The organism is Pseudomonas sp. Pc102 (assembly GCF_018408275.1).
Taxonomy (GTDB): domain Bacteria; phylum Pseudomonadota; class Gammaproteobacteria; order Pseudomonadales; family Pseudomonadaceae; genus Metapseudomonas; species Metapseudomonas tohonis.
This window is the reverse complement of record NZ_AP021905.1, coordinates 2,854,248-2,881,155: the sequence shown is the minus strand read 5'-3', so window position 1 is coordinate 2,881,155 and position 26,908 is coordinate 2,854,248. Positions and strand designations below refer to the sequence as shown.

Genomic DNA, 26,908 nt, shown 5'->3' with positions numbered 1-26,908 from the left:
GCCCGGCGAGCGGATGCTCCGCCGTCTCCGTCGCCGCCAGCTCCAGTCCATGGCGGCGCGGTTCGCCACGACTCATCGCGGGGCCGCGCCGCTCATGCTCACTTCCACCAGTACTCGATCTGCACGCCGACGTTGGAGCCGTGCAGGTCGGTGCCGTAGGCGCCGGTGTCGGAGAGCGCCGAGCCGGCCGCCAGCAGGCTGGCCGAACGCTGCGCCGCTTCGTTCCAGCTGGCGTAGGTGTAGTAGAGGCGGATTTCCGGGCGTTCCCAGAAGCCCGGGCCGGCGGGCGACCAGGTGGGGGCGATGGTGAACTTGGTCAGCTTGCGGGTGCCGCCAGGGGCTTCCACCTGGTCGCGCCCCAGTTCGGTGACCAGCTTGAACTGCTCGGTGATGGCATAGACCGGGCGCACGCCCACCGACAGCCAGTTCTGGTCAGCGCCGTCGGGGCGCTTGTCCTTCTGGTAGACGATCTCGAACTGGCCACCGAAGCGCGGGGTCATCTGCCAGTCGAAGAATTCCACGGCGCGCCAGCTGGAGGCGCTGTTGTCCAGGGTCGGGTCGCCGGTGTAGCCCAGGCCGGTGCCGGGGCCGCGGCCGTACTGCAGGGCGAAGGTGTTGGCGCCGCCGGCGAAGGGCTTCTGCTTGTGCTGCGCGGTCACCGCCCAGCCACTGTGGGCGTCGGTGCTGTCGGGCTTGTCGATGTAGCTGAAGCCCACTTCCATCTCGCCGCCGGGGTTGGTCTGGAAGCCGCCGACGTTGAAGTCGTGGCGGTTGATGTAGGGCTTCTGGTCGTAGTTGTCCTTGCGCGAGAAGACGTAGCTGTACTTCAGGTCGCCGATGGCCACTTCGTCGAAGCCGAAGCCGGTGGCGCTCTGGTTCCAGTAGTAGAAGTCGGAGATGTGGATGTCGTTACGCTTGTAGAAACGACGCCCCGCCCAGAAGGAGCCGCCATTGAGCGCGGGCATGTTGCTCCACTCGGCGTACATCTGGTTCATCCGCGCGAAACCGTAGTCGCCGGTGAACTTGGGCGTGTGGCCGTACTGGTTGTAGAGCTGGGCCATGCCTTCGAGGCTGATCACCGAGCCGTCGTCGAGCCTGAACACGTCCTGGCGCAGGTCCAGCTCGATGTACTGCTCGCATTCGTTGCCCAGGCGGTACTTGGATTGCGCCCCCGGCAGCTGGAAGCACGACTGGGTGCCACCATCGGTCGAGCTGCCGGCGCCACTGCGCATGTAGCCGGTGAAATCCAGCGCATTGGCCGCTCCGGGCAGCGCCATCATGGCGCAGGGCAGCATCCACCAACCTTTCTTCACGTTCATATCCACTCCAGTTTTTATTGTTGTATTGCCTTGGATATCAGGGCCGTCCCTGGGCTCGGATGGCAGCCCGGGCGACCGTCCTTTCAACGCCCCTTGAACTGCGCGACATTCCCCGCGCGCTCAGCGGTTCGTGACTTTCCCAGCCCACCCAGGCGCTCACCGCTCTGCGCGTCGAAGAGCAACACCTTGCTGGGATCGAAATACAGCGACAGGGTTTCACCTATTTGCGGCGCGGCGTCCGGCGCCAGGCGGCAGCAGACCTTGGTCTGGTTGAGGCTGGTGAACACCAGGGTGTCGGGGCCGGTGGGCTCGGTGACTTCGATCTCGGCGCGGATGCCCGGCAGCGTGGCGCCGGCCGGTGCGCTGGCGAGGATCTGCTCCGGGCGCACGCCGAGGATCACCTCGCGCCCTTCGATGCCCTCCCCCAGCTCGCCCAGGGGCAGCTCGCAGCGTGCCTGGCCGCTGTCCAGCAGCGCCCACAGCTGGCCGTCGCGGCGCTGCAGGCGCAGGGGGATGAAGTTCATCGGCGGCGAGCCCATGAAGCCGGCGACGAAGAGGTTGGCCGGGTCGTTGTAGATCTGCTGCGGGGTGCCGAACTGCTGGATGACGCCATCCTTCATCACCGCCACCTTGTCGCCCAGGGTCATGGCCTCGATCTGGTCATGGGTGACGTAGACGGTGGTGGTCTTCAGGCGCTGGTGCATCAGTTTGATTTCGGTGCGCATCTCCACCCGCAGCTTGGCGTCGAGGTTGGAGAGCGGCTCGTCGAACAGGTAGATCTTCGGCCGCCGCGCCAGGGCGCGACCCATGGCGACGCGCTGTTGCTGGCCGCCGGAGAGCTGGCCGGGCTTGCGTTCGAGCAGGTGCTCGATCTGCAGCAGCTTGGCCACGCGGCTGACCTCGGCCTCGATCTCGGCGGCCGGCAGCTTGCGGATCTTCAGGCCGAAGGCGATGTTCTCGCGCACGCTCATGGTCGGGTACAGGGCGTAGGACTGGAACACCATGGCGATGTCCCGGTCCTTGGGGCTCATGCCGCTGATGTCCTGCCCGTCCACGAGGATGGCGCCGCCGGTGATGTCTTCCAGCCCGGCGATGCAGTTCATCAGGGTGGATTTGCCGCAGCCCGAGGGGCCGACGAGGATCAGGAACTCGCCCGAGTCGATGGACAGTTCGATGTCCCGGAGGGTGTCGGCCAGGCCGCTTCCATAGCGTTTGTTGACGTTGCGCAGTTCGAGGGTTGCCATTTCTTTCTCCACCATTCAAAAGCGCCGCGAGCGGGCGCAGCCGCTTTTCAGCCCTTCACCGCGCCGGCCGTGAGGCCACGCAGGAAGTACTTGCCGGCGAACACGTAGACGAGCAGGGTCGGCAGGCCGGCGATCATCGCGGCGGCCATGTCGACGTTGTATTCCTTGGCCCCGGTGCTGGTGTTCACCAGGTTGTTGAGGGCCACGGTGATGGGTTGGCTGTCGCCGCTGGCGAACACCACGCCGAAGAGGAAGTCGTTCCAGATCTGGGTGAACTGCCAGATCAGGCAGACCATGACGGTGGGCACCGACATGGGCAGCAGGATGCGCCCGAAGATGGTGAAGAACCCCGCGCCGTCGAGCCGCGCCGCGCGCACCAGGGCGTCGGGGATGCTGACGTAGAAGTTGCGGAAGAACAGCGTGGTGAAGGCCAGGCCGTAGACCACGTGCACCAGCACCAGGCCGGCGGTGGTGTTGGCCAGGCCGAACTTGCCGAGGGTGAAGGACGCGGGCAGCAGCACCACCTGGAACGGCAGGAAGCAGCCAAACAGCAGCGCGCCGAAGAACAGCTGCGAACCCCGGAAGCGCCACATGGAGAGCACGTAGCCATTGAGCGCGCCGAGCAGCGTGGAGATCAGCACCGCCGGCACGGTGATCATCACCGAGTTCCAGAAGTAGCCGCCGACCTGGGTCCAGGCCTTGGTCCAGCCGATGAGGGTGAACACGTCCGGCAGCGACAGCAGGTTGCCGGTGCGGATGTCGTCGGGGGTCTTGAAGCTGGTCAGCAGCATCACCACCAGCGGCACCAGGTACAGGGCACAGGCGACGATCAGGGTCGCGTGGATGGCCAGGCGGCTGAGGCTGAGCGGGGGTTTTCCGGCCAGGCTAGTCATGGCGCTTGTTCCTCAGTTCGGAATACAGGTAGGGCACGATGATCGCCAGCACGGCGCCGAGCATGAGCATGGCGCTGGCCGCACCGAGGCCCATCTGCCCACGGGTGAAGGTGCTGGCGTACATGAACATCGCCGGCAGGTCGGAGGAGTAGCCGGGGCCGCCGGCGGTCATCGCGGCCACCAGGTCGAAGCTCTTGATGGCGATGTGGGCGAGGATCATCAGCGCGCTGAAGAACACCGGGCGCAGGCTCGGCAGGACGATGCGCAGGTAGATGGTCGGCAGGCTGGCGCCGTCCACCTGGGCGGCGCGGATGATCGACTGGTCGACCCCGCGCAGGCCGGCGAGGAACAGCGCCATGACGAAGCCGGAGGATTGCCATACGGCGGCGATCACCAGGCAGTAGACGACGCGGTCCGGGTCCACCAGCCAGTCGAGGCGCAAGCCTTCCCAGCCCCAGTCGCGCAGCAGCTTGTCCAGCCCCAGGCCGGGGTTGAGCAGCCACTTCCAGGCGGTGCCGGTGACGATCATCGACAGCGCCATGGGGTACAGGTAGACGGTACGGATGAAGCCTTCGCGGCGGATGCGCTGGTCCAGCAGCACGGCGAGGAACACGCCGATCGCCAGGCTGATGGTGATGAACAGCCCGCCGTACACCAGCAGGTTGTGGCTGGCCACCCACCAGCGGTCGTTGTCCCACAGGCGCTCGTACTGCTGCAGGCCCACCCACTTGTAGCTGGGCATGAAGCGCGAGTTGGTGAACGACAGCAGGAAGGTCCAGAGGATGTAGCCGTAGAAGCCCACCAGCACGATGAGCATGCTCGGCGCCAGGACCAGCTTGGGAAGCCAGCGCTGCAGCGCATCGAGTGGCGACGCCTTGGCGAAGACTGCGGTTGAACTCATGGATCACTCCGTATGGCAGGTCGCCCGGGCGCCCCGGAGGGGAAATCCGGGCAGCAGGAAGCCGTGGCGCCTGCCGGCACCGTTGCGAATCAGGGAAAGGAGCGGGCCGCCGGGGCGGCCCGGTTGCTTACTGCACGGCCTGGATGGCGGCCGCCAGTTGCTGGGCGGCCTTCTTCGGGTCCGCCGAGGGCGAGTTGAAGAAGTTGGTGACCACGTCGAACACCGCACCCTGGACATAGCCCGAGGAGGCCATCAGGTGCGCCATGCTCGGCTGCAGCCCGCCGTTGCCGACGGCTTCCTTGAAGTCCTTCATGGAGGCCTGGGCGCAGCTGTCGAAGCTGCTCATGTCGACGTCCTGGCGCACCGGGATGGAGCCCTTGTTCTGGCTGAACAGGGTCTGGAACTCGGTGCCCATGACGATGCGCGCCAGGTCTTCCTGGGCGCTGCGGTTGGCGTCGTCCTTGAGCTTGAACATGGTCAGCGAGTCGATGTTGTAGTCGAAGCTGCCCTGGGTGCCGGGGAACGGCACGCAGACATAGTCCTTGCCCGCCACCTTGCCGGCGGCGGTCCATTCGCCCTTGGCCCAGTCACCCATGATCTGCATGCCGGCCTTGCCGTTGATGACCAGCGCGGCGGCGGAGTTCCAGTCGCGACCGGCGGCGTTGGCGTCGATGTAGCCATGGAGCTTCTGCAGGGTGGCGAAGACCTTGACCATCTTCTCGCCGGAGAGGGTGGCCGGGTCGAGCTCGACGAAGGCCTTGTGGTAGTCCTGCGGGCCGAGAATGCTCAGGGCGATGTTCTCGAAGGTGGTGCCGTCCTGCCAGGGCTGGCCACCGTGGGCGACGGGGATGAAGCCGGCGGCCTTGAGCTTGTCGGCGGCGACGAAGAATTCATCGAGGGTGGTGGGCGGCGTGGCGCCGGCCTTCTTGAACACCTCGGGGTTGATCCACAGCCAGTTGACCCGGTGCACGTTGACCGGCACGGCGACGTAGTGGTCCTCGTATTTCATGATGCCGGCGACCTGCTTGGGCAGCAGCGCGTCCCACTTGCCCTCCGCGGCCACGTCGTCCATCTCGGTGAGCAGGCCGAGCTCGCCCCACTCCTGGATGTCCGGCCCCTTGATCTGCGCGGCCGAAGGCGGGTTGCCGGAAACGGCGCGGGTCTTCAGCACGGTCATCGCGGCCTCGCCACCACCGCCGGCGACGGCGAAGTCCTTCCAGGTGTGGCCCTTCTTCTCGACCAGTTCCTTGAGGGTTTCGGCGGCGCGCTTCTCGCCACCGGACGTCCACCAATGCAGGACCTCCACTTCACCGGCGAGTGCGGAAAGGGGGAAGAGCGAAGCGAGGGATACGACAACGGCCAGGCGAGAGAGAGCATTCATGAGGGAATCACCTTTTTGTTTTTATGGCTGTGCAAGTCGGTGCTTGCGCTTGCCGGAAGTCTAAACAGGATGGTCGGGGCGCCGGGTAACAAAGGGATGCCCGAAGGTCACGGTTCGGTTACACAGGGCGGAAATCACGTCACGGGGTCCACTCCGTTCCTGACCTCGCTGGGGGGCGGGTTCGCCGCCTTGCGGTGGAGGCGGCGGAAGTCCCTCGGGGTACTGGCCTTGTGCGCGAGGAACTGCCGGTTGAACAGCGAGAGGTTGGCATAGCCCACCTGCTCGGCGATGCGCACCACCGGCAGGTCGGTGGCGATGAGCAGCGAACAGGCGCGACCGATGCGCAGCCGCGTGACGTACTGCACGGCGGTCATCCGCGTATGGCGGCGAAACATCCGATGGAAGGCCGAGACGCTGACGCAGGCGAGTTCGGCCAACTCGGGGATGGAAAGCGGCGCGGCGAAGCCCTGGTGCAGCCGGTCCAGCACCCGCTGGATGCGCGGGTCGGCCAGGGGTGCACTGGCGGGCATGCGCGGTGCGTTGGCCAGGTGCAGCAGGTCCGGATCGCGGCAGAGCAGCAGCAGGACCTCCAGCAGCAACATCAGGCGCCGGCCCGGCTCCGCCTCCGGCATCGCCTCGATCAGCGGGCGCACGCGGGCGCGGGTCGCCGCGCCGAAGCTCAGGCCCCGCTCCGCGCCGGCCAGCAGCACGCCGAGGTCGCGCAGCTCCGGCAGCAGCGCCAGGAGGCCGTTGGCCCAGTCGCGGTGGAACCAGATGACCAGCGCCACGTGGGGCCGCCCGGCATCGATCCGCTCGCGGGAGCACCAGCTGTGGGGCACGCCGGGGCCGACCAGCACCAGGTCGCCGTCCCCGTAGGGCTCGATGTCGTCGCCGATGTAGCGATGGCCCAGGCTGTTGAGGGTGAGGGTCAGCTCGTACTCCGGGTGGTGGTGCCATTGGAAGGGGATGCCCTCCTCCAGGCGGCGGTTCAGCAGGGCCCAGGAGGCGCCGTCGTCGGGGGTGATGGTTTCGAGGAATGCGCGCATGAACGGCACGATAGCCGAACCCGGGCCTGGCATCACGCCATGAAAGTATCGGTTTTGGCCTTTAACCGCGGCAGCCTCGCCCTGCGCCGCTGGATAGCCTGCGAAGCGTTCCCATAACAACAACGCAGGAGAACGACATGGCGACCCTCTACACCGACGGGCACGGCAACCACCCTGGCGCGGGGCGTTCCACCACGCCGCTGCAGGCCATCGACAAGCGCCGCCCGCTGCGGGTGCTGAGCGAGGCCGACTGGCAGCACTGGACCCGCAAGGGCTATGTGATCGTGCGCAATGCGGTCAGTGCCGCCGAGGCCGATGCGGTGGTGGAGATGCTCTGGCGCTTCCAGGAGATGGACCCGCACGACCCGGCCACCTGGTACCGCCCGCAGTTGCGCGAGCACCGCATGACCGAGCTCAACAACACCGGCATGGTCGAGGTCTACAACCACCAGAGCCTGTGGGACACCCGGCAGAACCGGCGCATCTACGACGCCTTCGTCGACATCTGGGACCGCGAGGACCTGTGGGTGGCCATCGACCGCGCCAACCTCAACCCGCCGAACAAGGCGGCGCGCGCGGCGGGCAGGAAGGACGGCTTCATCCACTTCGATGTCGATGTGTCCCAACGGCCGCTGCCCATCGCCGCCCAGGGCGTGTTGTCGCTGGCGCGGCAGGACGACGAGGTCGGCGGCTTCCAGTGCGTGCCGGGGATCTTCGCGGAGATCGAACAGTGGTGGGCACGCCAGCCCGAGGGCGCCAACCCGTTCAAGCCGGATATCGGCGAGCACCGCATCGAGAACATCAGCCTGGAGAAAGGCGACCTGCTGATCTTCAACAGCCTGCTGGCCCACGGCGTGCGCCCCAACCGCTCGGAGGACCGCGTGCGCCTGGCGCAGTACATCTCGATGTTCCCGGCGGACTTCGACAACGAACCGCTGCGCCAGGCGCGCATCCACACCTGGGCTGCGCAGACCCACCCGCTGGGCGACCCTTTCCCTGGCGATCCGAGGGAGTACGAGCGCCGCCACTTCGCCCGCGCGGAGCTCAGCGAACACGGGCGCCGGCTGCTGGGGCTGGAGCCCTGGCCCTGATGGACGCTGTTGGGCTGCGCTCAGTCGGCGACGCGGGGGAGTTCCAGGGTCACCCGCAGGCCACCTTCGCGCAGGTTGCGCAGGCTCACTTCGCCGCCGTGGCTGTGGGCGATGTTGCGCGCGATGCCCAGGCCCAGGCCGTAGCCCTGCTGCTGCCCGGAGAGGCGGAAGTGCGGCTCGAAGACCTGCTCCAGGCGCTGCTCGGGCACGCCGGGGCCTTCGTCGTCCACGTGCAGCACGAAGGCGTCGCGGCCGTCCTCGATGTGCAGGTGGGCGCGCTGGCCATACTTCAGGGCGTTGTCCACCAGGTTGCCGATGCAGCGCCGCAGGGCCAGGGGCTTGCCCGGGAAGGGCCGGCGCGCGGTGCCCTCTAGGGTGACGCGGCCGTTGCCCAGGTAGGGGTCCACCAGGCAGTGCAGCAGGTGGTTGAGGTCCACCGGCTCGATGTTCTCGTGGATGTCGGTGTCCTTCACGCATTGCAGCGCGCCCTTGACCAGCAGCTCCAGGTCGTCGAGGTCGCGGCCGAACTTGGCTTGCAGGGCTTCGTCCTCCAGCAGCTCGACGCGCAGGCGCAGGCGGGTGATGGGGGTGCGCAGGTCGTGGGAGATGGCGCTGAACAGCTGGCTGCGCTCGTTGAGGTAGCGGCTGATGCGCTCGCGCATGCTGTTGAAGGCGCGGCTCACCTCCACCACCTCGCTGCCCCCGCCTCGGCGAGCGGCTCCACGTCGGCACCCAGGGACATGTCCCGTGCGGCGGCCGCCAGGCGCTTGAGCGGCCGGCTCTGCCAATGCACCAGCAGGCCGATGAACAGCAGCAGGAAGGTGCTGGTGAGGATGATGAACCACAGCTGCTGCGCCGGGAGGCCCTGGTCTTCGAGGCCGACGTAGGGCTCCGGCATCAGCGAGGCGAGGTACAGCCACTCATTGGGAGCGATCTGGATCTGCGTGACCAGCACCGGCGGGTTCAGCGGCTCCAGGCTCAGCGCGTAGTGGGCCCAGGAGCGCGGCAGTTCGTCGAGCTTGAGCTCGCCATTGAAGATGCGCAGGTCGTCCGGGCTGACGAACTGCACGGAGAGGTCCACCTGCCTGCCCAGGCGCTCGCGCAGGACGTCGTCCACCACCTCCAGCACGGCCTCCTTGCGCGGGGTGGCGGGAAGCACCTGCATGTTCAGCGGCTTGTCGTTGAGCGAGACGAAGAAGCGCGTGCCGCCCATGCTGCGCAGCTGGTCCAGCACCAGTGGCCGGTAGCCCAGGGGCAGCGAGCGGAAGTAGGCGACGCTGGCGGCCATGGAGTGGGCCAGGCTGCGCGCGCTGGTGAGCAGGCCCTCCATCTGGCTGGCACGCAGTTGCGAGACCCAGATGACGCTGGACAGCGCCTGGGCCAGGAGCACCACCAGCAGGGTGAGGAACAGCATGCGCCCGAGCAGCGAACGCGGCATCGGGTTCCAGCGGCGCTTAGGCATGGGGCGAGACCTGGGCCGCCAGGAGGTAGCCCGAGCCGCGCACGGTGCGGATCAGCCGCGGCGCCTTGCCGGTGTCGCGCAGGCGCTGGCGCAGGCGACTCACGGCCATGTCGACGATGCGCTCCAGGGGCATCACCTCGCGACCACGGGTGGCGTTGGCGATGGTGTCGCGATCGAGGATCTGCTGCGGGTGGTCGAGGAACAGCTTGAGCAGGGCGAAGTCGGCGCCGGAGAGGATCACCTCCTCGCCATCGATGTGGAACAGGCGGTGGCTGACCATGTCCAGGCGCCACTCGTCGAAGGCCAGTACCTGGGCCTCGCCGGCACCGCGCTCCTGGGCGAAGCCGACACGGCGCAGCAGCGCCTTGATGCGCGCCTGCAGCTCGCGGGGGCTGAAGGGCTTGCCGAGGTAGTCGTCGGCGCCCAGTTCCAGGCCGATCACCCTGTCGGCCTCGTCGGAGCTGGCGGTGAGCATGATGATCGGCACATGGGCCAGGCGCTGGTGCTCGCGCACCCAGCGGCACAGGCTGAAGCCGTCTTCGTCGGGCAGCATCACGTCGAGGATCACCAGGTCGGCGGCCACTTCGCCCATCGCCTGGCGGAAGGCGGCGCCGTCGCCCACGGTGCGCACCTGGAAGCCGGCGCGGCTCAGGTAGGTTTGCAGCAGGTCGCGGATCTCCTCGTCGTCATCGACCAGGAGGATGGTTTTACCGGCTTGGCTCACGTGGGCCTTCCCTTGTTGTTATGGGTCATGTCCGTTCGGATGCAGGGCGTTGGCGTTGGGTGGATGACGCTCTTTTCACCCACCTGTCGGCAGCGATGCATAACCATCGTTGGACCGGTGAAGCGTGGTCCACCCTACATCAGGCGTCCTGCGGGGAACGTGCAACGCGTCTGTTTCCTGCGTTTGCGCCTCAGGCCTGCAAGGCCTGCTGGAGCGCCACGCCTGCGCCTTCCAGGCCCGGGTACTCGGCGGTGACCAGCCAGACCGGCACACCGCCGAAGTATTCGCTCATGCAGCCCTTGCTGGCAAAGGCGCGGGCGAAGCCGCTGGCCTTGAAGAAGTCGGCGAAACGCGGCACCACGCCACCGACCACATAGACCCCACCACGGGCGCCGAGGGTCAGCACGTTGTTGCCGGCGACCCGTCCGAGCCAGACGCAGAACTGCTCCAGCACCGCCTTCGCCTCGCTGTCGCCGGCGAGCGCCGCCGAGGTGATGGCGGCCGGGCTGTCCAGGTGCGGCTCGATGCCGTCGAGGGCGCAACTGGCGCGGTACAGCTGCAGGAGGCCGCCGCCGCTGAGGATGTTCTCGGCGCTGACGTGGCCCTGGCGCTCGTGCAGGTAGCGCCACAGCTCGGCCTCGCGGACGCTGCCGATGGGCAGGTCGACATGCCCGCCCTCCCCCGGCAACGCGGCCCAGCGCCCCTCGCCCAGGGGCAGCAGGGTGCCGACGCCGAGGCCGGTGCCGGCCCCGATGACCACCGCCGGGCGATCGGTTTCGGCCTCGCCTTCGCAGATGGTCATGCGCTCGCCGGGCTGCAGGCGGGTCATGCCCAGGGCCATGGCGGAGAAGTCGTTGATCAGCAGCAGCCGCTCGACGCCCAGGGCTTCGCAGAAGGTAAGGCGGTTGAGGCGCCAGTGGTTGTTGGTGAAGCGGAAATCCTCGCCGCCCACCGGCCCGGCGCAGGCCAGGCAGACGGCAGCGACGGCACCCGGTGCCAGGCCGAGGCCCGCCAGGTAATGCTGGATGGCCAGCTCCGGGGTGGCGAAATCCGCCGTCGCCAGGACCTTGACCGCTTCCAGCCGCTCATCGCGCCACAGGGCGAAACGCGCGTTGGTGCCTCCGATATCGCCGACCAGCGCCAACTTCACTTCAGGTTCTCCAGGCTGGATGTAAAGGCGCTCGCCCCCTGCTCCGCCGTGCTGAAGGCGGCCCGCATGAAGGCGAACATCTCGCGGCCACAACCGACCTCGGCGTTGTGCTGGATCGGCGCCGGTTCGCGGGCGGCGAACGCGTCGGCATCCACCAGCACCCGCAGGGTTCCGGCCCGGCCATCGACGCGGATGATGTCACCGTCGCGCACGCGCGCCAGTGGACCTCCGTCGTAGGCCTCGGGGCAGACGTGGATGGCCGCCGGGATCTTGCCCGAGGCACCGGACATGCGCCCGTCGGTGACCAGCGCCACCTTGAAGCCGCGATCCTGCAGCACGCCGAGGAAGGGGGTCATCTTGTGCAGCTCGGGCATGCCGTTGCAGCGCGGCCCCTGGAAGCGCATCACCGCCACCATGTCGCGCTCCAGCTCGCCGGCGGCGAAGGCGTCGGCGAGGGCCTGCTGGTCATGGAAGACCCGCGCCGGGGCCTCGACCACCTGGTGCTCGGCCGCCACGGCGGAGACCTTCATCACGCCGCGCCCGAGGTTGCCCTCCATCACCCGCAGCCCGCCTTCCGGCGAGAAGGGGTTGGAGACGGGACGCAGGATGTTCTCGTCCAGGCTCTTCGCCGGGCCGTCGCGCCAGGCGATGCGACCGTCCTCGAGGAAGGGCTCCCGGGTGTAGCGGCGCAGGCCGCGGCCGGCGACGGTGTTGACGTCTTCGTGCATCAGCCCGGCGTCGAGCAGCTCACGCACCAGGAAGGCGACGCCACCAGCGGCGTGGAAATGATTGATGTCGGCCTTGCCGTTCGGATAGACATGGGCCAGGGTCGGCACCACCTCGGAGAGGTCGGCCATGTCCTGCCAGGTGAGCTGGATGCCGGCGGCCTGGGCGATGGCCGGCATGTGCAGGGTGTGGTTGGTGGAGCCGCCGGTGGCGTGCAGGGCGACGATGGAGTTGACCAGCACGCGCTCGTCGATCAGCTCGCCGATGGGCGTGAAGTCGCCGGCCTGCCGAGTGAGCCGGGTGACCTGGCGCGCGGCCTCCTCGGTGAGGGCATCGCGCAGCGGCGTGCCGGGATTGACGAAGGAGGCGCCCGGCAGGTGCAGGCCCATCATCTCCATCAGCATCTGGTTGGTGTTGGCGGTGCCGTAGAAGGTGCAGGTGCCGGGGGCGTGATACGCCGCCATCTCGGATTCCAGCAGCTCGTCGCGGGTGGCCTTGCCTTCGGCGTAGCGCTGGCGGACGTCGGCCTTCTCCTTGTTCGACAGGCCCGAGGGCATGGGCCCGGCGGGGATGAACAGGGTGGGCAGGTGGCCGAAGCGCAGCGCCCCCATCATCAGGCCGGGGACGATCTTGTCGCAGACGCCGAGGAACACCGCCGCGTCGAACATGTTGTGGGACAGCGCCACGGCGGTGGACATGGCGATCACCTCGCGGCTGGCGATGCCCAGCTCCATGCCGGGCTCGCCCTGGGTGACGCCGTCGCACATGGCGGGGACGCCGCCGGCGACCTGGCCGACGGAGCCGACTCCACGCAGCGCCTGGCGGATGCGCTCGGGGTAGTGCTCGTAGGGCTGGTGGGCGGAGAGCATGTCGTTGTAGGCGGTCACGATGGCGACGTTGGCGGCGTCCATCAGGCGCAGGCGCTGCTTGTCCTCGCCGCCACAGCCGGCGACGCCGTGGGCGAAGTTGGCGCATTGCAGCTTGCCGCGCTGCGGGCCCTTGCCGGCGGCCTCGCGGATCATCGCCAGGTAGCGCTCGCGCGTGGGTCGGCTGCGGGCGATGAGGCGTTCGGTTACTTCGATAATGCGGGGATGCATATCAGCGGCTCCAGGCGATATCTTGTTTTAATCGCATCAAGATAACTCAGAATCATGGAATCACGCCATTTCATAAGCGCCATTTTGTTATTAGAACAACATTTAGCGATATCGACGTGTGGGCTCTGTGTTTGACAGGCACCCGGGCCGAAGGTGCGTCGCATCGACCCTGTGCCCAAGCATAGGTTGAACCCGGGCCTGCCTCTTGTACTCCACCGCCATGAACATCGCCCCCGCGACCGACTCGCGGGGGCGTGCAAGGCAGGGCGAGGAGACGTCGATGACACAGCGCAAGCGCAACAACCTGAACGACCCGCAACAGACGCCGGCGGAGATCGCCGATCACGAGGTGCTTGTGGAGGAAGCGCGTCGCGACCAGGCCCGCACCGGGCAGCGCAACGACAGCCAGGGGCATACGCCGCGCCTGCGCCGCCCGTCACGCTGAGAGCGGCGCGGACACGGGGTCACCGGGGGAAGAGGTCCTTGAAGAAGCCCTGCATGTCGGCCCAGGAATTTTCGTCGGCCACTTGGCTGTAGCCGATGTCCGGGCCCTTCTCGCTGCCGTGGCCGGCGTGGCTGAGGCGATCCGCATCCGGGTTGGTGAAGCCGTGCTTGGCCTTGGCCTGGAGCACGAAGCGGTAGTCGACCTCGGCCTTGTCCATCTCCTCCTTGAAGGCGGCGACATCGGCCTTGGTGACCATGCTGTCCTGGCCGCCATGCTCCACCAGCACCTTGGCCTTGACGCTGCCCTTGGTGGCCGGGGTGGCCGTGGCCAGGGCGCCGTGGAAGCTCACCACGCCCGCGAGCGGCACGCCCTGGCGGGCGGCGTCCAGCACCACCTTGCCGCCGAAGCAGTAGCCGATGGCGGCGAGCTTGGTGGCGTCGGTCTGCGGCTGCTGCTTGAGCAGGTCGAGCCCGGCGAGGAAGCGCGCCTTGGCGGCGGGGCCATCCTTGAGCGCGGCCTGCATGAAGGCCAGCGCATCGGCCGGGTGCTCGGTGTTCTTGCCTTCGCCGTACATGTCGATGGCCAGGGCGCTGTAGCCCAGTTCGGCAAGCTCGCGCGCGCGGCGCTTGGCGTAGTCGTTCAGCCCCCACCATTCGTGCACCACGACGATGCCGGGGCGCTTGCCTTCGACGGCATCGTCGTAGGCGTAGTAGCCCACCAGCGCGGTGCCGTCGGCGGCCTTGTAGGGGATTTCCTGGGTCTTGATTTCCGCCTGGGCGATACCCGCGCAGGCCAGCAAGGCGAAAAGAAGCGGCAATCTGGGCATTTCGATCTCTCCCTGGATGAAGCGAGGCGCAAAAACAGCGTGCAGTGTCGCGGTTTTCCGGGCATTCGCCAATCGTCAATCGCGCGCCCGGGCAACCGCCCGAACGACGGGTGAAAGCGCAGCGGCGGCACGCCATACTCGTGCGCTCGGACCATGCCAACCGGAGGGACCCACGTGCGCCGATACGCCTTTTTGCTCCTGCTCAGCCTGGCCGGGTGCGCCCGCGACCCGGTGAACCTGCCGCTGACCTTCGAGCGCGATGCGCCCCCGCCGAAGCTGCAATACCTGGGTGTGGGCGGCTACCTGATGCACTGGCGCGACGAAGGGCTGCTGATCGCCCCGTCCTTCAGCAATCCATCGTTCCTCGGCCTGCCGCCGCTGCGAGTGAAGGCAGACGAGGCGACCATCGACGCGCGCATGCCACCGGCCGATGACGTCAGCATGCTGCTGATCGGCCACGCCCATTACGACCACCTGCTCGATGTGCCACGGGTGATGCAGAAGCAGGCGCCCAATGCCATCGCCTACGGCTCGGCCACCGCCGGGCACATCCTGCGGGCGGCGCTGCCGGCGGCGCGCATCGTCAACGCCGAGCCGGCCATGGCCAACATCAAGGAAGCCGGCGAACCCGGCACGGCAGCGCAGCCGGGGACGTGGCTCTATTCCAGGGAGCGACGCTTCCGCGCCATGCCGATCCAGAGCATGCACGCCCCGCACTTCGCCGGGATGACCTTCCTGCGCGGCCGCTACGACCAGGACCTGACGGAGCTGCCGACGGCCGTATGGAACTGGAAGGAAGGCCAGACCCTGGCCTGGCTGGTGGACCTGCTGGATGACGCCGGCAGGCCGGTGTACCGCATCCACTACCAGGATTCCGCCAGCACGCCGCCCTACGGCTTCCCGCCGATCCTCGCCGATGGCAAGGGCATCGACGTGGAGATTCTCTGCGTCGGCTCGTGGAACCAGGTGCAGCGCTACCCGGACGCGTTGCTCAAGGTCAGCCGCCCGCGCCTCGTGGTGCTCGGCCACTGGGAGGACTTCTTCGGCAACGATCCCGAGCGGCCGCAGACCATCCGCCTGCTGGATGAACAGGGCATGGTCGAGCGCACCCGCGCCGCGCTGCCCGCCGGCACCCCGGTGGTGATGCCGGTGCCACTCTCGGAAGTCGCCCTGCCGGCGGCGGACTGAGGGCGATCCCTGCAGGCGGTGGTATCGTGCGCGGCGATCCACCGCCTTCCGGACCTCTCATGCGCCCTCTCCTCCTGTCCAACTCAATGCCCTGGAAACGCCACGCACTGGCCGTGCTGATGCTGCTGGCCGGGGCCACCGCCCAGGCCGCCGAGCTGTCGCTCGGTGATGCGCGGGCGCAGCCGTCCGACTGGGATGCCACCGCTGCCGTGGTTTCCCTGGACATCACCGACACGGGCGCCCAGGGCGATCGCCTGGTGGGCGCCAGTACGCCCCGCGCCTGGCGGGTGGACCTGCAGACTACGGTGCGCATCGGCGAGGCACGGCGGGTGATGACGCTGGTGTCCTTCGGCGTGCCGCCCGGCGGCGTGCTGAAGCTGGCGCCGATGGGCAGCCACCTGACCCTGGTGGGCCTCAAGGGCGCATTGAAGGATGGCGAACGTTTTCCGCTGACGTTGCGCTTCGCCCGGGGCGGCGAGGTGACGATCGAGGTGCGGGCCGAACGACCCGCCGCGAACCAGGCGCGGTAGCGATCCCGGGCGCGCTCAGTCCCGGTCCAGCAGGTGGAAGCGTGGCAGCGACAGCCCCCAGCGGATCGCCGCCAGGCGCGTGCCGAGCACCACCAGCATGGCCACGCCGGTATCGAACCAGCGCGGCAGGCCCAGGTGCAGCAGGCCGATGAATACCAGGGAGCCGGCCACGCAGGCGATGGCGTAGATCTCCTTCTGGAAGATCAGCGGGATCTCGTTGCAGATCACGTCGCGCATCACGCCGCCAGCGACGCCGGTGATCACACCCATGATCACCGCCGTGCTCAGCGGCACCTGGTGCTGCAGGGCCACTTCGGTGCCATAGACGGTGAACACCGCCAGGCCGAAGGCGTCCGCCACCAGCAGGCCGGTTTCGTTGATGGGGCGGGTCAGGCGGACCCAGAGCACCGTGCCCACGGCCGCCAGGGAGGCGACGAGGATGTAGGTGTCGTCGCGTATCCAGCTCACCGGGTGGTTGCCGAGGATGACATCACGCAGCGTGCCGCCGCCCAGCGCGGTGATGATGGCGATCACCAGCACGCCGAACAGGTCCATGGACTTGCGCCCGGCCATCAGCGCGCCGGTGATGGCGAAGACGGCGACGCCGAACAGGTCCGACAGGTAGAAGAGCTGGGCCATTTCCGCGTCAGCTTCCCACGGGGGTACGCATGGTGACGAACTCCTCGGCGGCGGTGGGGTGCACGCCGATGGTCTCGTCGAAGATGCGCTTGGTGGCGCCGGCCTTGAGGGCCACGGCGAGGCCCTGGATGATCTCGCCCGCCTCGGGGCCGACCATGTGGCAGCCAAGCACGCGGTCGCTTTCCGCGTCGACCACCAGCTTCATCAGGGTGCGCTCCTGGTTCTCGGTGAGGGTCAGCTTCATGGGGCGGAAACGGCTCTCGAAGACCTTGACCTTGTGACCGCGCGCGCGGGCATCTTCCTCGCTGAGGCCGACGGTGCCGATGTTGGGCAGGCTGAAGACGGCGGTGGGGATGTGGTCGTAGTCCACCGGGCGGTACTCGGCGGGCTTGAACAGGCGACGGGCGACGGCCATGCCTTCGGCCAGCGCGACCGGGGTAAGCTGTACGCGGCCGATGACGTCGCCCAGGGCGAGGATCGAGGGCTCGGCGGTGCGGTACTCGTCGTCCACCTTGATGAAGCCGCGCTCATCCAGCTCGACGCCGGTGTTCTCAAGGCCCAGGCCATCCAGCATCGGGCGGCGGCCGGTGGCGTAGAACACGCAGTCGGCTTCCAGGGTGCGGCCGTCCTTGAGGGTGGCCAGCAGGCTGCCGTCGGCTTGCTTGTCGATGCGCGCGATGTCGGCGTTGAACTGCAGGTCGAGGCCCTTGCGGGTCAGCTCGTCACGCAGGTGCGTACGCACGGCGCCATCGAAGCCGCGCAGGAACAGGTCCTGGCGGTAGAGCAGCGTGGTCTTGGCGCCCAGGCCGTGGAAGATGGAGGCGAACTCGACGGCGATGTAGCCGCCACCGACCACCAGCACGCGCCGGGGCAGTTCCTTGAGGAAGAAGGCTTCGTTGGAGCTGATGGCGTGTTCGCGGCCGGGGAGTTCCGGGATCTGCGGCCAGCCGCCGGTGGCGACGAGGATGTGCTCGGCGCTGAAACGCTGCTCGCCGACCTCCACGGTGTGGGCGTCCACCAGGCGCGCGTGGCCCTCCAGCAGGGTGACGCCGCTGTTGACCAGGAGGTTGCGGTAGATGCCGTTGAGGCGCTGGATCTCGCGATTCTTGTTGGCGATCAGGGTGGCCCAGTCGAAGCCCGCCTCGCCCAGGTTCCAGCCGTAGCCTTCGGCCTGCTCGAAGTCTTCGGAGAAGTGGGCGCCGTAGACCAGCATCTTTTTCGGCACGCAGCCGACGTTGACGCAGGTGCCGCCCAGGTAGCGGCTTTCCGCTACCGCGACGCGCGCACCGAAACCGGCGGCGAAACGCGAGGCACGAACGCCGGCGGAACCGGCTCCTATGACGAAGAGGTCGAAATCGTAGGCCATGGCAGGGTCTCCAGAAACAGGCGGCCAGCATACCTGAACGCACGCCGCTGACCAGTTGCCAGGCCTATGCTTGACCCAGCGAAGGAGGAATCGTCATGCGCCCTGCCCTCACCCATCTCGCCCTGCACGTACCTGACCTGGAGCCTTGCATCCACTTCTATGAACGGTTCTGTGGCATGCGGGTGATTCACGAGCGCGCCGGCAAGGGCTCGCGGATCGTCTGGATGGCCGAGCCCGGGCAGGAGCACCGCTTCATCTTCGTGATCATGCCCGGCGGCCGCCCGCGCGACCTGGCGCCGGACGACTACAGCCACTTCGGCTTCGCCCTGGACAGCCGCGAGGCGGTGGACGCCATCGCCGCCCTCGCCGAAACCGAGGATTGCCTGGTCTGGGCGCCGCGGGACGAACCCTACCCGGTGGGCTACTACTGCGGGCTGCGCGACCCGGCGGGCAACTATGTGGAGTTCAGCTATGGGCAGCCACTGGGGCCTGGCTCGGAGGCGATGGTGATTCCCTGAGCCGGGCTTCCCGGGCTGGAGCCCGGTCTACGGCTGGAGCGGAAACGACAAGGCCGCCCGGAGGCGGCCTTGTCGGTGCGACTGGCGCGGCCTGATCAGTAGGCCTTGCCGGTCTTGTAGAGGTTCTCGAAGCAGTAGTTGGTCGCGTCGATATAGCCTTCGGCGCCACCGCAGTCGAAACGCTTGCCCTTGAACTTGTACGCCAGCACGCAACCGTCCTGGGCCTGCTTCATCAGGGCGTCGGTGATCTGGATTTCGCCGCCTTTGCCCGGCTCGGTCTCTTCGATCAGCTTGAAGATGTCCGGGGTCAGGATGTAGCGGCCGATGATCGCCAGGTTGGACGGGGCGTCTTCCGGCTTGGGCTTCTCGACCATGCTGTTCACGCGGTAGATGTCGTCACGGATCATCTCGCCGGCGATCACGCCGTACTTGGAGGTTTCCTCCGGCGGCACTTCCTGGATGGCGACGATGGAGCAGCGGAACTGGTTGTACAGCTTGACCATCTGGGTCAGCACGCCGTCGCCGTCGAGATTGAGGCAGAGGTCGTCCGCCAGGACCACGGCGAAAGGCTCGTCGCCGATCAGCGGGCGGCCGCTGAGGATGGCGTGGCCCAGGCCTTTCATTTCCACCTGGCGGGTGTAGGAGAAGCTGCACTGGTCGATCAGGCGGCGGATGCCGACCAGGTATTTCTCCTTGTCGGTGCCCTTGATCTGGTGTTCCAGCTCGTAGCTGATGTCGAAGTGGTCTTCCAGGGCGCGCTTGCCGCGGCCGGTGACGATGGAGATCTCGCTGAGACCCGCATCCAGGGCCTCTTCAACGCCGTACTGGATCAGTGGCTTGTTCACCACCGGCAGCATTTCCTTGGGCATGGCCTTGGTGGCGGGCAGAAAACGGGTACCGTAACCAGCGGCCGGGAACAGGCATTTCTTGATCATGTTTAACCTTGAAAAGGTGGGGTGTTGGGCGAACTGCCGCGCAGTCTAATCAGGCCGCAGTCGCCTTACAATGCCCAGCTGCTGGGCGTCCTATGCCGCGATAAAGAAACCCCAGATCGGCCAGTTGCGCCGGGTCATAGAGATTCCTGCCATCGAAGATGACCGGCATTTTCATCAGACCGCGAATCCGCTCGAAGTTCGGCTGGCGAAACTGCTTCCATTCGGTCACCAGCACCAGGGCGTCGGCATTTTCCACGGCCTGGTACGGCGAGTCGCCCAAGTGTAGCTGGCCACTGGCGAGCTGCTCCGGGTAGCGCGCCGCCACGGCTGGCGCGGCCACCGGGTCGCTGGCACGGACGCGGGCGCCGGCAGCCAGCAGCGCGTCGAGCAGGACCAGGCTCGGCGCTTCGCGCAGGTCATCGGTGCCCGGTTTGAAGGCAAGCCCCCAGATCGCAACGGTGCGGCCCCGCACGAAGCCGTTGAAGTGCTCGCGCACGGACTGGAACAGCAGGGTCTTCTGCAGCGCGTTGCGCGCCTCGACCGCCCGCAGGATGCCGGGCTCGATGCCCTCCTGCTCGGCGCTGCGGATCAGCGCGCGCACGTCCTTGGGGAAGCACGAGCCGCCATAGCCGCAACCGGCGTAGATGAAATGGGTGCCGATGCGCCGGTCGCTGCCGATGCCACGACGCACCTCCTCCACATCGACGCCCAGGCGTGCACAGAGCCCGGCCATCTCGTTCATGAAGGAAATCCGCGTGGCGAGGAAGGCATTGGCGGCGTACTTGCTGAACTCGGCGGCGCGCGTGGCCATGACCAGTACCCGGTCGTGATTGCGCGAGAAGGGTGCGTAGAGGCGCCGCAACAGTTCGCCCGAGGCCGCGTCGTCGCAGCCGATGATGATGCGGTCCGGGCGCATGAAGTCGTCGATCGCCGAGCCTTCCTTGAGGAACTCGGGGTTGCTCGCCACCGGGACGGTGAACGCCAGCTCGCGCCGCGCGAGTGCTATCTGGATGCGATCAGCCACCCGCTCCGCCGTGCCCACCGGCACCGTGGATTTGTTCACCACCAGGCAGGGGCGGTGCAGCGCGGCACCCAGCTGGTCGGCCACCGCCAGCACATGGGAGAGGTCGGCGGAACCGTCCTCGCCGCTGGGGGTGCCGACGGCGATGAAGATGATCTCCGCCCGGTCGATCCCCTCCTCCAACCGCGCGCTGAAGCTCAGTTGGCCGCTGGCGAGGTGCATCTTCAGCATGGCTTCCAGGCCGGGCTCGTAGATCGTCGGCTCGCCGCGAACCAGCCGCGCCAGGCGCCATGGATCACGCTCCACGCAGACGACCCGATTGCCCATCTCGGCGAAACAGGCCGCTGCCACCAGCCCGACGTAACCCGCACCGACGACGCAAAGCTGCATGGCCCACCCTCCCCTATGGATACGGGGAATTGCAGCGGACTCCGGTGGCAGAACGGTGACAGTAGGATGACCGCGCCGTGATGGCGCTCAGCGCTCGTCGGCGGGCAAGTTGAGCTCGACCTCGACCAGGGTTTCCGTGGCCTCGTGGACGACGGGCTCACCGGCGTAGGTGCCCAGGGTTTCCCAGTGCTGGTCGAGACCGGCACCGATGGCCGCCAGGTGGTCGATCATGCGCTGCCCGGCCTGTTTGATGGCCTGGTCGTCGCTGCGCATCATCTCGAACGACATCTCGGTCATCGCGGCAGTGAGGTGGGTAAGGCTGCGGGTGGTGAGACTGAGCAGGCGAACCAGTTGCTGTTCCTTGGATTCCATTCATCGACCTCTTGAACCTGACTCCTTCAGGCAGCACTGAGGCTAGCTGAAAAGTGCAGCGAAGCACGGGCGAGACGGGCCACTGCAAGAAAAATTTCAACTTTGGCAGCGCCCCGGCAAAGCGGTTCGCGCAGCACACGGGGAATCGGACAAGCGGAGCCGCCCCATCCCCTGGTCGGGAAAGCGCAACGGCATGGCCATGCATCGAGATAGCGGGAACTTCGAAACAGGGCGATGGGTCAGGTGATCAGGCAGCTGCAATCCACGCCAGTCACGGAGCCATGGCAACGTCCCGGGGAGTGCTGCCACAACGCCTCACGACAACCCTGCAGGGAGACCCGACATGCAGCTCCTCATCAATTCGGTCGGCGAACGCTTCGTCATTGAAGGCGGCATCACCGTGGAAGTGATCAGCATCCACGGGCACCAGGTGAAGTTCGGCATCATCGCGCCGAGGAACGTTGCGGTGCATCGCAAGGAAGTCTACGAGCGCATCCAGGCGGGCGTGCCACACCCCAAGAAACTCAGCGCCTGACCAGCCCGGGGCGCGCTGGAGACTCGCGCCGCCGGGCAAGGGTGTCACGGGCTGATGGTGAAGGACGGCGTCGGAGACAGGAACAGCGACTGCACGATGCAGCCTCCCAGCGGCTGATAGGGCGATGCGGTGAAGGCGGTGCTCGAATTGCTCCAGGCACCGTTGAGGGTGACTGGGGATGTATTGCAAGCAGTACCTGCCAGCGAGAGCTTCACTCCCGCCATGTAGGCACTCGTCACGCTGGTGGGCGTCCAGGACCAGGGCAGCCCGGCGGCGCTCAGGGCCGGGCACAGGCCCAATCCGGTGAACTTGGCGTTCAGGATCGTCGCGACCGACGGAGTGGCGATTCCGGTGAGCTCCACATTGCAGGTGATGGTGGTGCCCAGACCACTCGGCCTCAGGGCCAGCGTCCCGAAGAAGTAGAACGGCAGGTTCATGGCATTGATGGTCGCGGCCTGGGCGATCTGGCCAGCGAACAGCAGCAGGGCAACTAGGGCATATCTGATCATTTCCTTGAGTCCTCTCATCCCGGGTCTTTATCGATGCGCGCCTGGATATCGGCATCTGGAGGCTAGCTACCCGCACCTTCGGGGCCACCGACCCAAAGAAGGGGGGATGAGAGTTTGAAAATCGAGCCTGTGGAGTGCATACACACTTTCGGCGCGGCCTATCCACCGCAGCGATAATGCCTCGCTCCACAATCGCGGAAATATAAGAGAGGTGTTACTCAAGGTGCTCTGCGCGGGCTGACAGCCTGACAGTCAACGGCTGCCGGAGCCTTCCGCCACAGATGACAATAAGCCCGCCGAAGCGGGCTTATTGCGAAACAGAGGAAGTCCTTTACTGCAGCCAGGACTCCACGACCTCAGCGCCATGCTCGGCTTTCCACGCTTTCAACACGGCATGGTTGCCACCCTTGGTCTCCACACGCTCCTGGGTCTTGGGGTTGATGTAGATCTTGGTGGCACGCTCACGGCGTTGACCACGCGCCTTGACCGGCGCGGGGCTGCGCGAAGCCGATGGTTCGAGGATCGCGATTATATTGCGCAGGGAGTAATCATACTCACCCAGCAGCGCTCGCAACTTCTGCTCGAACTCGATTTCACGCTTGAGTTCTTTATCGTTCTTCAAGGCATCGAGCTGGGCAAGTTGCTCGGCGAGTTTGGCTTCGAGGGCTTTGAATTCTGCGAGTTTGGACATGGAAGGCCTTTATTTGAGTTGTTTCGATGAATCTGACCGACAGGAACCAGCGGAGTTTACGAGACGCCGAATTTTATATCGCAACAGTCCCGGAAGTGCCTACTCCGATAGCGAACGCCAAGTCACCCCGACTCGCTGAATTGCGTACCGAAAACAGAATTGCGTACCAAGAAACAGCAAGGGCCTGCGTACAGGATGCACGCAAGCCCTTGATTCATATGGTGCCCGAAGCCGGGGTCGAACCGGCACGGGGTTTCCCCCGAGGGATTTTAAGTCCCTTGCGTCTACCGATTTCGCCATTCGGGCGGTAGCGCAGCGCACTGGAAAGGAAGCCCCTCCATTCGCGAGGGCAGGACTATATACACCCCCCATCGCTCGCGCAAGCTGACGAAAAAACCACGCAGATCAGCTATCTACATTCGATCGACTGCTCGAAGCAGCGAAGATAACCAAGCGCAAGTACCGACATTCGGGCGCGGTCGTGAATTCAACCACTTGATGGCGGCCTGCGGAGTTACACGAACGATGCATGACAGCACCCAAAGAAAAAACCCCGCAGGCGTTAACCTGCGGGGTTTTATATTGGAGGCCAGAGTCGGAATCGAACCGGCGTACACGGATTTGCAATCCGCTGCATGACCACTCTGCCATCCGGCCTCAAACGAAGACGCCGCTTTGGGCGGCGTCTATCGCGACAATCTGGAGCGGGAAACGAGACTCGAACTCGCGACCCCGACCTTGGCAAGGTCGTGCTCTACCAACTGAGCTATTCCCGCTTTGTCTTGGTGACGGGCGCCATTCTATAGATTCATCGGCGCCCGTCAACCCCTTGATTCAAAAATAGTTTATTTCTTTTTCGGCTCGGTGCTGAGATGCGGCCAGGCGGCCAGCAGGTAGTGCAGCATGGACCAAAGGGTCAGCCCGGCAGCGACGATCAGCAGCACGTAGCCCACCAGCACCCAGAAGGTGAAATGCGGCGGATTGGCCAGCAGGATGACCAACGCCAGCATCTGCGCCGCGGTCTTCCACTTACCGAGGTTGGATACCGCTACATGCGCACGGGCACCGATCTCGGCCATCCATTCCCGCAGAGCGGACACGACGATCTCGCGGCCGATGATGATTGCGGCAGGCAGGCTCAACCACAGGTTGTGATGCTCCTCCACCAACAACACCAAGGCCACGGCGACCATCAACTTGTCCGCGACCGGATCGAGGAAGGCGCCGAAGGGCGTGCTCTGCTCCCAGCGACGAGCCAGGTAGCCGTCGAACCAGTCGGTCACCGCTGCGATGGCGAATACCGCACTGGCTGCCAGATAGCTCCAGGAGAACGGCATGTAGAACAGCAGGATGAAGACGGGAATCAGCAGAACGCGCAGAACGGTGAGGAGATTTGGAATATTCATCGTGACAGCTGAACCGGAAATGAGCGGGCATTCTACTCGCTGTGCAGAGCCGCATAAATCGACTCCGCGAGCTTTTTACTGATACCAGGCGCCTTGGCGATCTCCTCGACGCTGGCACGCCCCAGTTCCTGCAGCCCGCCGAAATGCTTGAGCAGGTCGCGACGGCGTTTCGGACCGACGCCAGCCACCTCTTCGAGACTCGAGGTCCGTCTAGCCTTGCCACGACGAGCACGATGGCCGGTGATGGCGAAGCGGTGAGCCTCGTCGCGGATCTGCTGAATGAGGTGCAGGGCAGGCGAATCCGCAGGCAGCGTGAACTCGTGGGCGGCATCGTTCAGATAGAGGGTTTCGAAACCGGGCTTGCGGGTCACGCCCTTGGCCACGCCGAGAAGGATAAGGTCCGGCACCGCCAGCTCCTGGAGCACTTCCTGCGCCATGGCCATCTGACCCTTGCCGCCGTCCACGAGAAGGATGTCGGGCAGCTTGCCCTCCCCGTCCTTGAGCTTGCTGAAGCGACGGGTAAGCGCCTGGTGCATGGCTGCGTAATCATCCCCCGCCGTGACACCCTCGATGTTGTAGCGACGGTAATCCGACTTGAGCGCACCCTCGGGACCGAAGACCACGCAGGAGGCAACGGTCGCCTCACCGCTGGAATGGCTGATGTCATAGCACTCGAGCCTCTGCGGCGGCTCTTCCAGCTCCAGCACCTCGGCCAGTGCCTCGAACTTGTCGGCCATGTGCTGACGATTGGCGAGGCGCGCGGCCAAGGCCAGCTCGGCATTGGTGACGGCCAGTTGTTGCCAGCGCGCACGATTGGTCCGCACCCGATGGCTGATGCTCAACTCGCGCCCACGCAACTCTGCGATGGCCTCGATCAGCGTCGGGAAGTCTTCATGGGCCGTGTTGACGATCAGCTCCTGCGGCAGATCGCGTTCCAGGTTGCCGAGGTAGTACTGCGCCACGAAGGCGGCCAGCACATCACCGACCTCCTCTTCTATTGCAACCTGAGGGAAGAAGTTCTTGCTACCGAGCACCCGACCACCACGCACGCTGATCATATGCACGCAGGCGCCGCCCGGGTTGACGATGGCAGCTACCACATCGACATCGCCGGTACCGCCCTCGATGCTTTGCTGGTCCTGCACACGACGCAGGATCGCGACCTGATCACGCAGCTCGGCGGCACGCTCGAACTCCAGGCGCAAGGAGGCCTGCTCCATGCTGGTAGACAGCTCCGTCGCCAATGCATTGCTGCGCCCCTCGAGGAACATCACCGAATGGCGAACGTCCTCGGCGTACTCGGCAGGCTCCACCAAATCCACGCAAGGGCCCTTGCAGCGCTTGATCTGGTACTGCAGGCAAGGACGGGTACGGTTGCGGAAATAACTGTCCTCGCACTGGCGCACCAGGAACGCCTTCTGCAGCAGAGCGAGGCTCTCGCGGATCGCTCCCGCACTGGGATAGGGGCCGAAGTAACGCCCCTTCTGCTTCTTCGCACCACGATGGATGCTCAGGCGTGGATAGGGGCCATCCGAGAGATGCACATAGGGGTAGGACTTGTCGTCGCGCAGGAGGATGTTGTACGGCGGTCGCCACTCCTTGATCAGGGTCTGCTCGAGCAGCAGCGCCTCGGTCTCGTTGGCGGTGACGGTGGTCTCGACCTGCGCGATCTTTGCAACCAGCGCGGCAGTCTTGGGCGCCAGCCCGGTCTTGCGGAAATAGCTGGCGAGGCGCTTTTTGAGGTTCTTCGCCTTGCCGACATAGAGCAGCTTGCCGCCCTCGTCGAACATCCGGTAGACACCCGGACGCCCACTGCAGGCGGCAAGGAAATCACTTGCGTCGAAAATGTCGGACATCTTAGCTGACGGCGTCCACCATGCCGTGCCGCACGGCCAGCAGGGCCAGCTCGACGTCACTGGAGATGGAAAGCTTGTCGAAGATCCGGTAGCGGTAGGTATTCACGGTCTTAGGCGATAGGCAGAGCTTGTCGGAAATGGTCTGCACCTTCTGGCAGTTGGCGATCATCAGGGCGATCTGGATCTCACGCTCCGAAAGAAGATCGAAGGGGGAACCACTGGTCTGCGGCTGGAATGACTTGAGCGCCAACTGCTGAGCGATCTGCGGACTGATGTAACGCTGCCCGCCAAAGACCTGGCGGATGGCCTGGACCATCTCTTCCAGCGCCGCGCCCTTGGTCAGGTACCCGGCGGCACCTGCCTGAAGCAGGCGCGTAGGAAACGGGTCCTCTTCACACACGGTAACGGCCACGACCTTGAGATCGGGTTGGCTGCGCAGCAACTTGCGGGTGGCCTCCAGACCGCCGATGCCGGGCATCTTGACGTCCATGAGTACGACATCAGGCTTGAGTTCGCGAGCCTTCTTCAGGGCCTCCTCGCCGCTGTCGGCCTGCCCGATCACCTGCAGGCCGTCGATGTCGGCCAACATGCGCGTAATACCCGTTCGAACCAGATCGTGGTCATCGACCACCAGTACCCTAATCAAG

Annotated in this window: 26 protein-coding genes, 3 tRNA genes and 1 pseudogene; 6 read left to right on the top strand and 24 right to left on the bottom strand. The window is 66.1% G+C overall.

Annotation, left to right across the window (positions count from 1 at the left end; all coding sequences use genetic code 11):
- Positions 1 to 98: 98 nt before the first annotated feature.
- From PHLH3_RS13525 to PHLH3_RS13500, 6 genes are all read right to left on the bottom strand, one after another.
- Complete coding sequence (locus PHLH3_RS13525) at positions 99 to 1,319, bottom strand: carbohydrate porin (protein WP_173174199.1); 1,221 nt, start codon at positions 1,317 to 1,319, stop codon at positions 99 to 101.
- Positions 1,320 to 1,402: 83 nt separating this feature from the next.
- Positions 1,403 to 2,563 (bottom strand): sn-glycerol-3-phosphate ABC transporter ATP-binding protein UgpC, encoded by a 1,161-nt coding sequence (gene ugpC / locus PHLH3_RS13520; protein WP_173174201.1) that lies wholly within the window; start codon positions 2,561 to 2,563, stop codon positions 1,403 to 1,405.
- A 47-nt stretch (positions 2,564 to 2,610) separates the two neighbouring features.
- A complete protein-coding gene (locus PHLH3_RS13515; RefSeq protein WP_213629831.1) occupies positions 2,611 to 3,456 on the bottom strand; it encodes a carbohydrate ABC transporter permease in 846 nt (281 codons plus the stop codon).
- Positions 3,449 to 4,357, bottom strand: coding sequence for a sugar ABC transporter permease (locus PHLH3_RS13510; protein WP_213629830.1), 909 nt, complete (start codon positions 4,355 to 4,357; stop codon positions 3,449 to 3,451). Before PHLH3_RS13510 ends, PHLH3_RS13515 begins: the two co-directional genes overlap by 8 nt.
- A 127-nt stretch (positions 4,358 to 4,484) precedes the next feature.
- Entirely contained in the window at positions 4,485 to 5,738 is a 1,254-nt protein-coding gene (locus tag PHLH3_RS13505; protein ID WP_213629829.1) for an ABC transporter substrate-binding protein, read from the bottom strand.
- Positions 5,739 to 5,872: 134 nt separating this feature from the next.
- Entirely contained in the window at positions 5,873 to 6,784 is a 912-nt protein-coding gene (locus PHLH3_RS13500; RefSeq protein ID WP_213629827.1) for an AraC family transcriptional regulator, read from the bottom strand.
- A gap of 137 nt (positions 6,785 to 6,921) precedes the next feature.
- On the opposite strand from PHLH3_RS13500, the gene PHLH3_RS13495 reads away from it, so the two are divergent.
- The gene (locus tag PHLH3_RS13495) at positions 6,922 to 7,875 is read left to right on the top strand and encodes a phytanoyl-CoA dioxygenase family protein (RefSeq protein ID WP_213629825.1); all 954 of its coding nucleotides are present in this window, start codon (positions 6,922 to 6,924) and stop codon (positions 7,873 to 7,875) included.
- A 20-nt stretch (positions 7,876 to 7,895) separates the two neighbouring features.
- On the opposite strand, the pseudogene PHLH3_RS13490 reads toward PHLH3_RS13495, so the two are convergent.
- From PHLH3_RS13490 to edd, 4 genes and pseudogenes are all read right to left on the bottom strand, one after another.
- Positions 7,896 to 9,337, bottom strand: a pseudogene (locus tag PHLH3_RS13490) (ATP-binding protein).
- Positions 9,330 to 10,061 (bottom strand): response regulator, encoded by a 732-nt coding sequence (locus tag PHLH3_RS13485; RefSeq protein WP_173174213.1) that lies wholly within the window; start codon positions 10,059 to 10,061, stop codon positions 9,330 to 9,332. The pseudogene PHLH3_RS13490 and the gene PHLH3_RS13485 overlap by 8 nt, the downstream one beginning before the upstream one ends.
- 190 nt (positions 10,062 to 10,251) lie before the next feature.
- Positions 10,252 to 11,211, bottom strand: a complete 960-nt coding sequence (locus PHLH3_RS13480) for a glucokinase (RefSeq protein ID WP_213629823.1) — start codon at positions 11,209 to 11,211, stop codon at positions 10,252 to 10,254.
- Positions 11,208 to 13,034 (bottom strand): phosphogluconate dehydratase, encoded by a 1,827-nt coding sequence (gene edd, locus PHLH3_RS13475; RefSeq protein WP_213629821.1) that lies wholly within the window; start codon positions 13,032 to 13,034, stop codon positions 11,208 to 11,210. The genes PHLH3_RS13480 and edd overlap by 4 nt, the downstream gene beginning before the upstream one ends.
- Before the next feature lie 280 nt (positions 13,035 to 13,314).
- Here edd and PHLH3_RS13470 point away from each other — a divergent pair, with 280 nt between their 5' ends.
- Entirely contained in the window at positions 13,315 to 13,479 is a 165-nt protein-coding gene (locus PHLH3_RS13470) for a hypothetical protein (protein WP_173174219.1), read from the top strand.
- 19 nt (positions 13,480 to 13,498) lie between these two features.
- Here the strand turns inward: PHLH3_RS13470 and PHLH3_RS13465 are convergent, their stop codons facing one another.
- Positions 13,499 to 14,305, bottom strand: coding sequence for a dienelactone hydrolase family protein (locus PHLH3_RS13465; protein WP_213629820.1), 807 nt, complete (start codon positions 14,303 to 14,305; stop codon positions 13,499 to 13,501).
- Between the two features lie 174 nt (positions 14,306 to 14,479).
- Between PHLH3_RS13465 and PHLH3_RS13460 the strand changes: the two genes are divergently transcribed.
- On the top strand, positions 14,480 to 15,493 hold the full coding sequence (locus PHLH3_RS13460) for a hypothetical protein (RefSeq protein ID WP_213629818.1): 1,014 nt from the start codon (positions 14,480 to 14,482) through the stop codon (positions 15,491 to 15,493).
- Between the two features lie 59 nt (positions 15,494 to 15,552).
- Complete coding sequence (locus tag PHLH3_RS13455) at positions 15,553 to 16,023, top strand: copper chaperone PCu(A)C (RefSeq protein ID WP_213629816.1); 471 nt, start codon at positions 15,553 to 15,555, stop codon at positions 16,021 to 16,023.
- Between the two features lie 15 nt (positions 16,024 to 16,038).
- On the opposite strand, the gene PHLH3_RS13450 is transcribed toward PHLH3_RS13455, so the two are convergent.
- Together PHLH3_RS13450 and gorA are read right to left on the bottom strand one after the other, a co-directional pair.
- The gene (locus PHLH3_RS13450) at positions 16,039 to 16,662 is read right to left on the bottom strand and encodes a trimeric intracellular cation channel family protein (RefSeq protein WP_213629814.1); all 624 of its coding nucleotides are present in this window, start codon (positions 16,660 to 16,662) and stop codon (positions 16,039 to 16,041) included.
- A 7-nt stretch (positions 16,663 to 16,669) separates the two neighbouring features.
- Entirely contained in the window at positions 16,670 to 18,028 is a 1,359-nt protein-coding gene (gene gorA, locus PHLH3_RS13445) for a glutathione-disulfide reductase (protein WP_213629812.1), read from the bottom strand.
- Between the two features lie 95 nt (positions 18,029 to 18,123).
- On the opposite strand from gorA, the gene PHLH3_RS13440 reads away from it, so the two are divergent.
- Positions 18,124 to 18,546 carry a VOC family protein gene (locus tag PHLH3_RS13440; RefSeq protein WP_213629810.1) on the top strand — a complete coding sequence of 141 codons (423 nt, stop codon included), beginning with the start codon at positions 18,124 to 18,126 and terminating at the stop codon, positions 18,544 to 18,546.
- A gap of 95 nt (positions 18,547 to 18,641) precedes the next feature.
- Here the strand turns inward: PHLH3_RS13440 and galU are convergent, their stop codons facing one another.
- The 3 genes from galU to PHLH3_RS13425 form a co-directional block, all read right to left on the bottom strand.
- On the bottom strand, positions 18,642 to 19,481 hold the full coding sequence (gene galU / locus PHLH3_RS13435) for a UTP--glucose-1-phosphate uridylyltransferase GalU (protein ID WP_074972625.1): 840 nt from the start codon (positions 19,479 to 19,481) through the stop codon (positions 18,642 to 18,644).
- 49 nt (positions 19,482 to 19,530) lie between these two features.
- On the bottom strand, positions 19,531 to 20,892 hold the full coding sequence (locus PHLH3_RS13430; protein WP_213629808.1) for a UDP-glucose/GDP-mannose dehydrogenase family protein: 1,362 nt from the start codon (positions 20,890 to 20,892) through the stop codon (positions 19,531 to 19,533).
- A gap of 87 nt (positions 20,893 to 20,979) precedes the next feature.
- Positions 20,980 to 21,264 (bottom strand): hypothetical protein, encoded by a 285-nt coding sequence (locus PHLH3_RS13425; RefSeq protein ID WP_111259917.1) that lies wholly within the window; start codon positions 21,262 to 21,264, stop codon positions 20,980 to 20,982.
- Between the two features lie 343 nt (positions 21,265 to 21,607).
- Here PHLH3_RS13425 and PHLH3_RS13420 point away from each other — a divergent pair, with 343 nt between their 5' ends.
- The gene (locus PHLH3_RS13420) at positions 21,608 to 21,799 is read left to right on the top strand and encodes a carbon storage regulator (RefSeq protein WP_111259916.1); all 192 of its coding nucleotides are present in this window, start codon (positions 21,608 to 21,610) and stop codon (positions 21,797 to 21,799) included.
- Positions 21,800 to 21,843: 44 nt separating this feature from the next.
- On the opposite strand, the gene PHLH3_RS13415 is transcribed toward PHLH3_RS13420, so the two are convergent.
- The 8 genes from PHLH3_RS13415 to uvrY form a co-directional block, all read right to left on the bottom strand.
- Positions 21,844 to 22,308, bottom strand: coding sequence for a hypothetical protein (locus tag PHLH3_RS13415; RefSeq protein WP_213629806.1), 465 nt, complete (start codon positions 22,306 to 22,308; stop codon positions 21,844 to 21,846).
- 331 nt (positions 22,309 to 22,639) lie between these two features.
- Positions 22,640 to 22,999 carry a histone-like nucleoid-structuring protein, MvaT/MvaU family gene (locus PHLH3_RS13410; protein WP_213629805.1) on the bottom strand — a complete coding sequence of 120 codons (360 nt, stop codon included), beginning with the start codon at positions 22,997 to 22,999 and terminating at the stop codon, positions 22,640 to 22,642.
- 219 nt (positions 23,000 to 23,218) lie between these two features.
- Positions 23,219 to 23,305 (bottom strand) — tRNA-Leu (locus tag PHLH3_RS13405).
- Positions 23,306 to 23,582: 277 nt separating this feature from the next.
- A tRNA-Cys gene (locus PHLH3_RS13400) sits at positions 23,583 to 23,656 on the bottom strand.
- Between the two features lie 43 nt (positions 23,657 to 23,699).
- Positions 23,700 to 23,775 (bottom strand) — tRNA-Gly (locus PHLH3_RS13395).
- 69 nt (positions 23,776 to 23,844) lie between these two features.
- Positions 23,845 to 24,405, bottom strand: a complete 561-nt coding sequence (pgsA, locus tag PHLH3_RS13390; protein ID WP_111259913.1) for a CDP-diacylglycerol--glycerol-3-phosphate 3-phosphatidyltransferase — start codon at positions 24,403 to 24,405, stop codon at positions 23,845 to 23,847.
- Between the two features lie 32 nt (positions 24,406 to 24,437).
- Positions 24,438 to 26,261 (bottom strand): excinuclease ABC subunit UvrC, encoded by a 1,824-nt coding sequence (gene uvrC, locus PHLH3_RS13385; RefSeq protein WP_213629803.1) that lies wholly within the window; start codon positions 26,259 to 26,261, stop codon positions 24,438 to 24,440.
- A 1-nt stretch (position 26,262) separates the two neighbouring features.
- Complete coding sequence (uvrY, locus tag PHLH3_RS13380; protein WP_111259911.1) at positions 26,263 to 26,907, bottom strand: UvrY/SirA/GacA family response regulator transcription factor; 645 nt, start codon at positions 26,905 to 26,907, stop codon at positions 26,263 to 26,265.
- Position 26,908 lies beyond the last annotated feature (1 nt).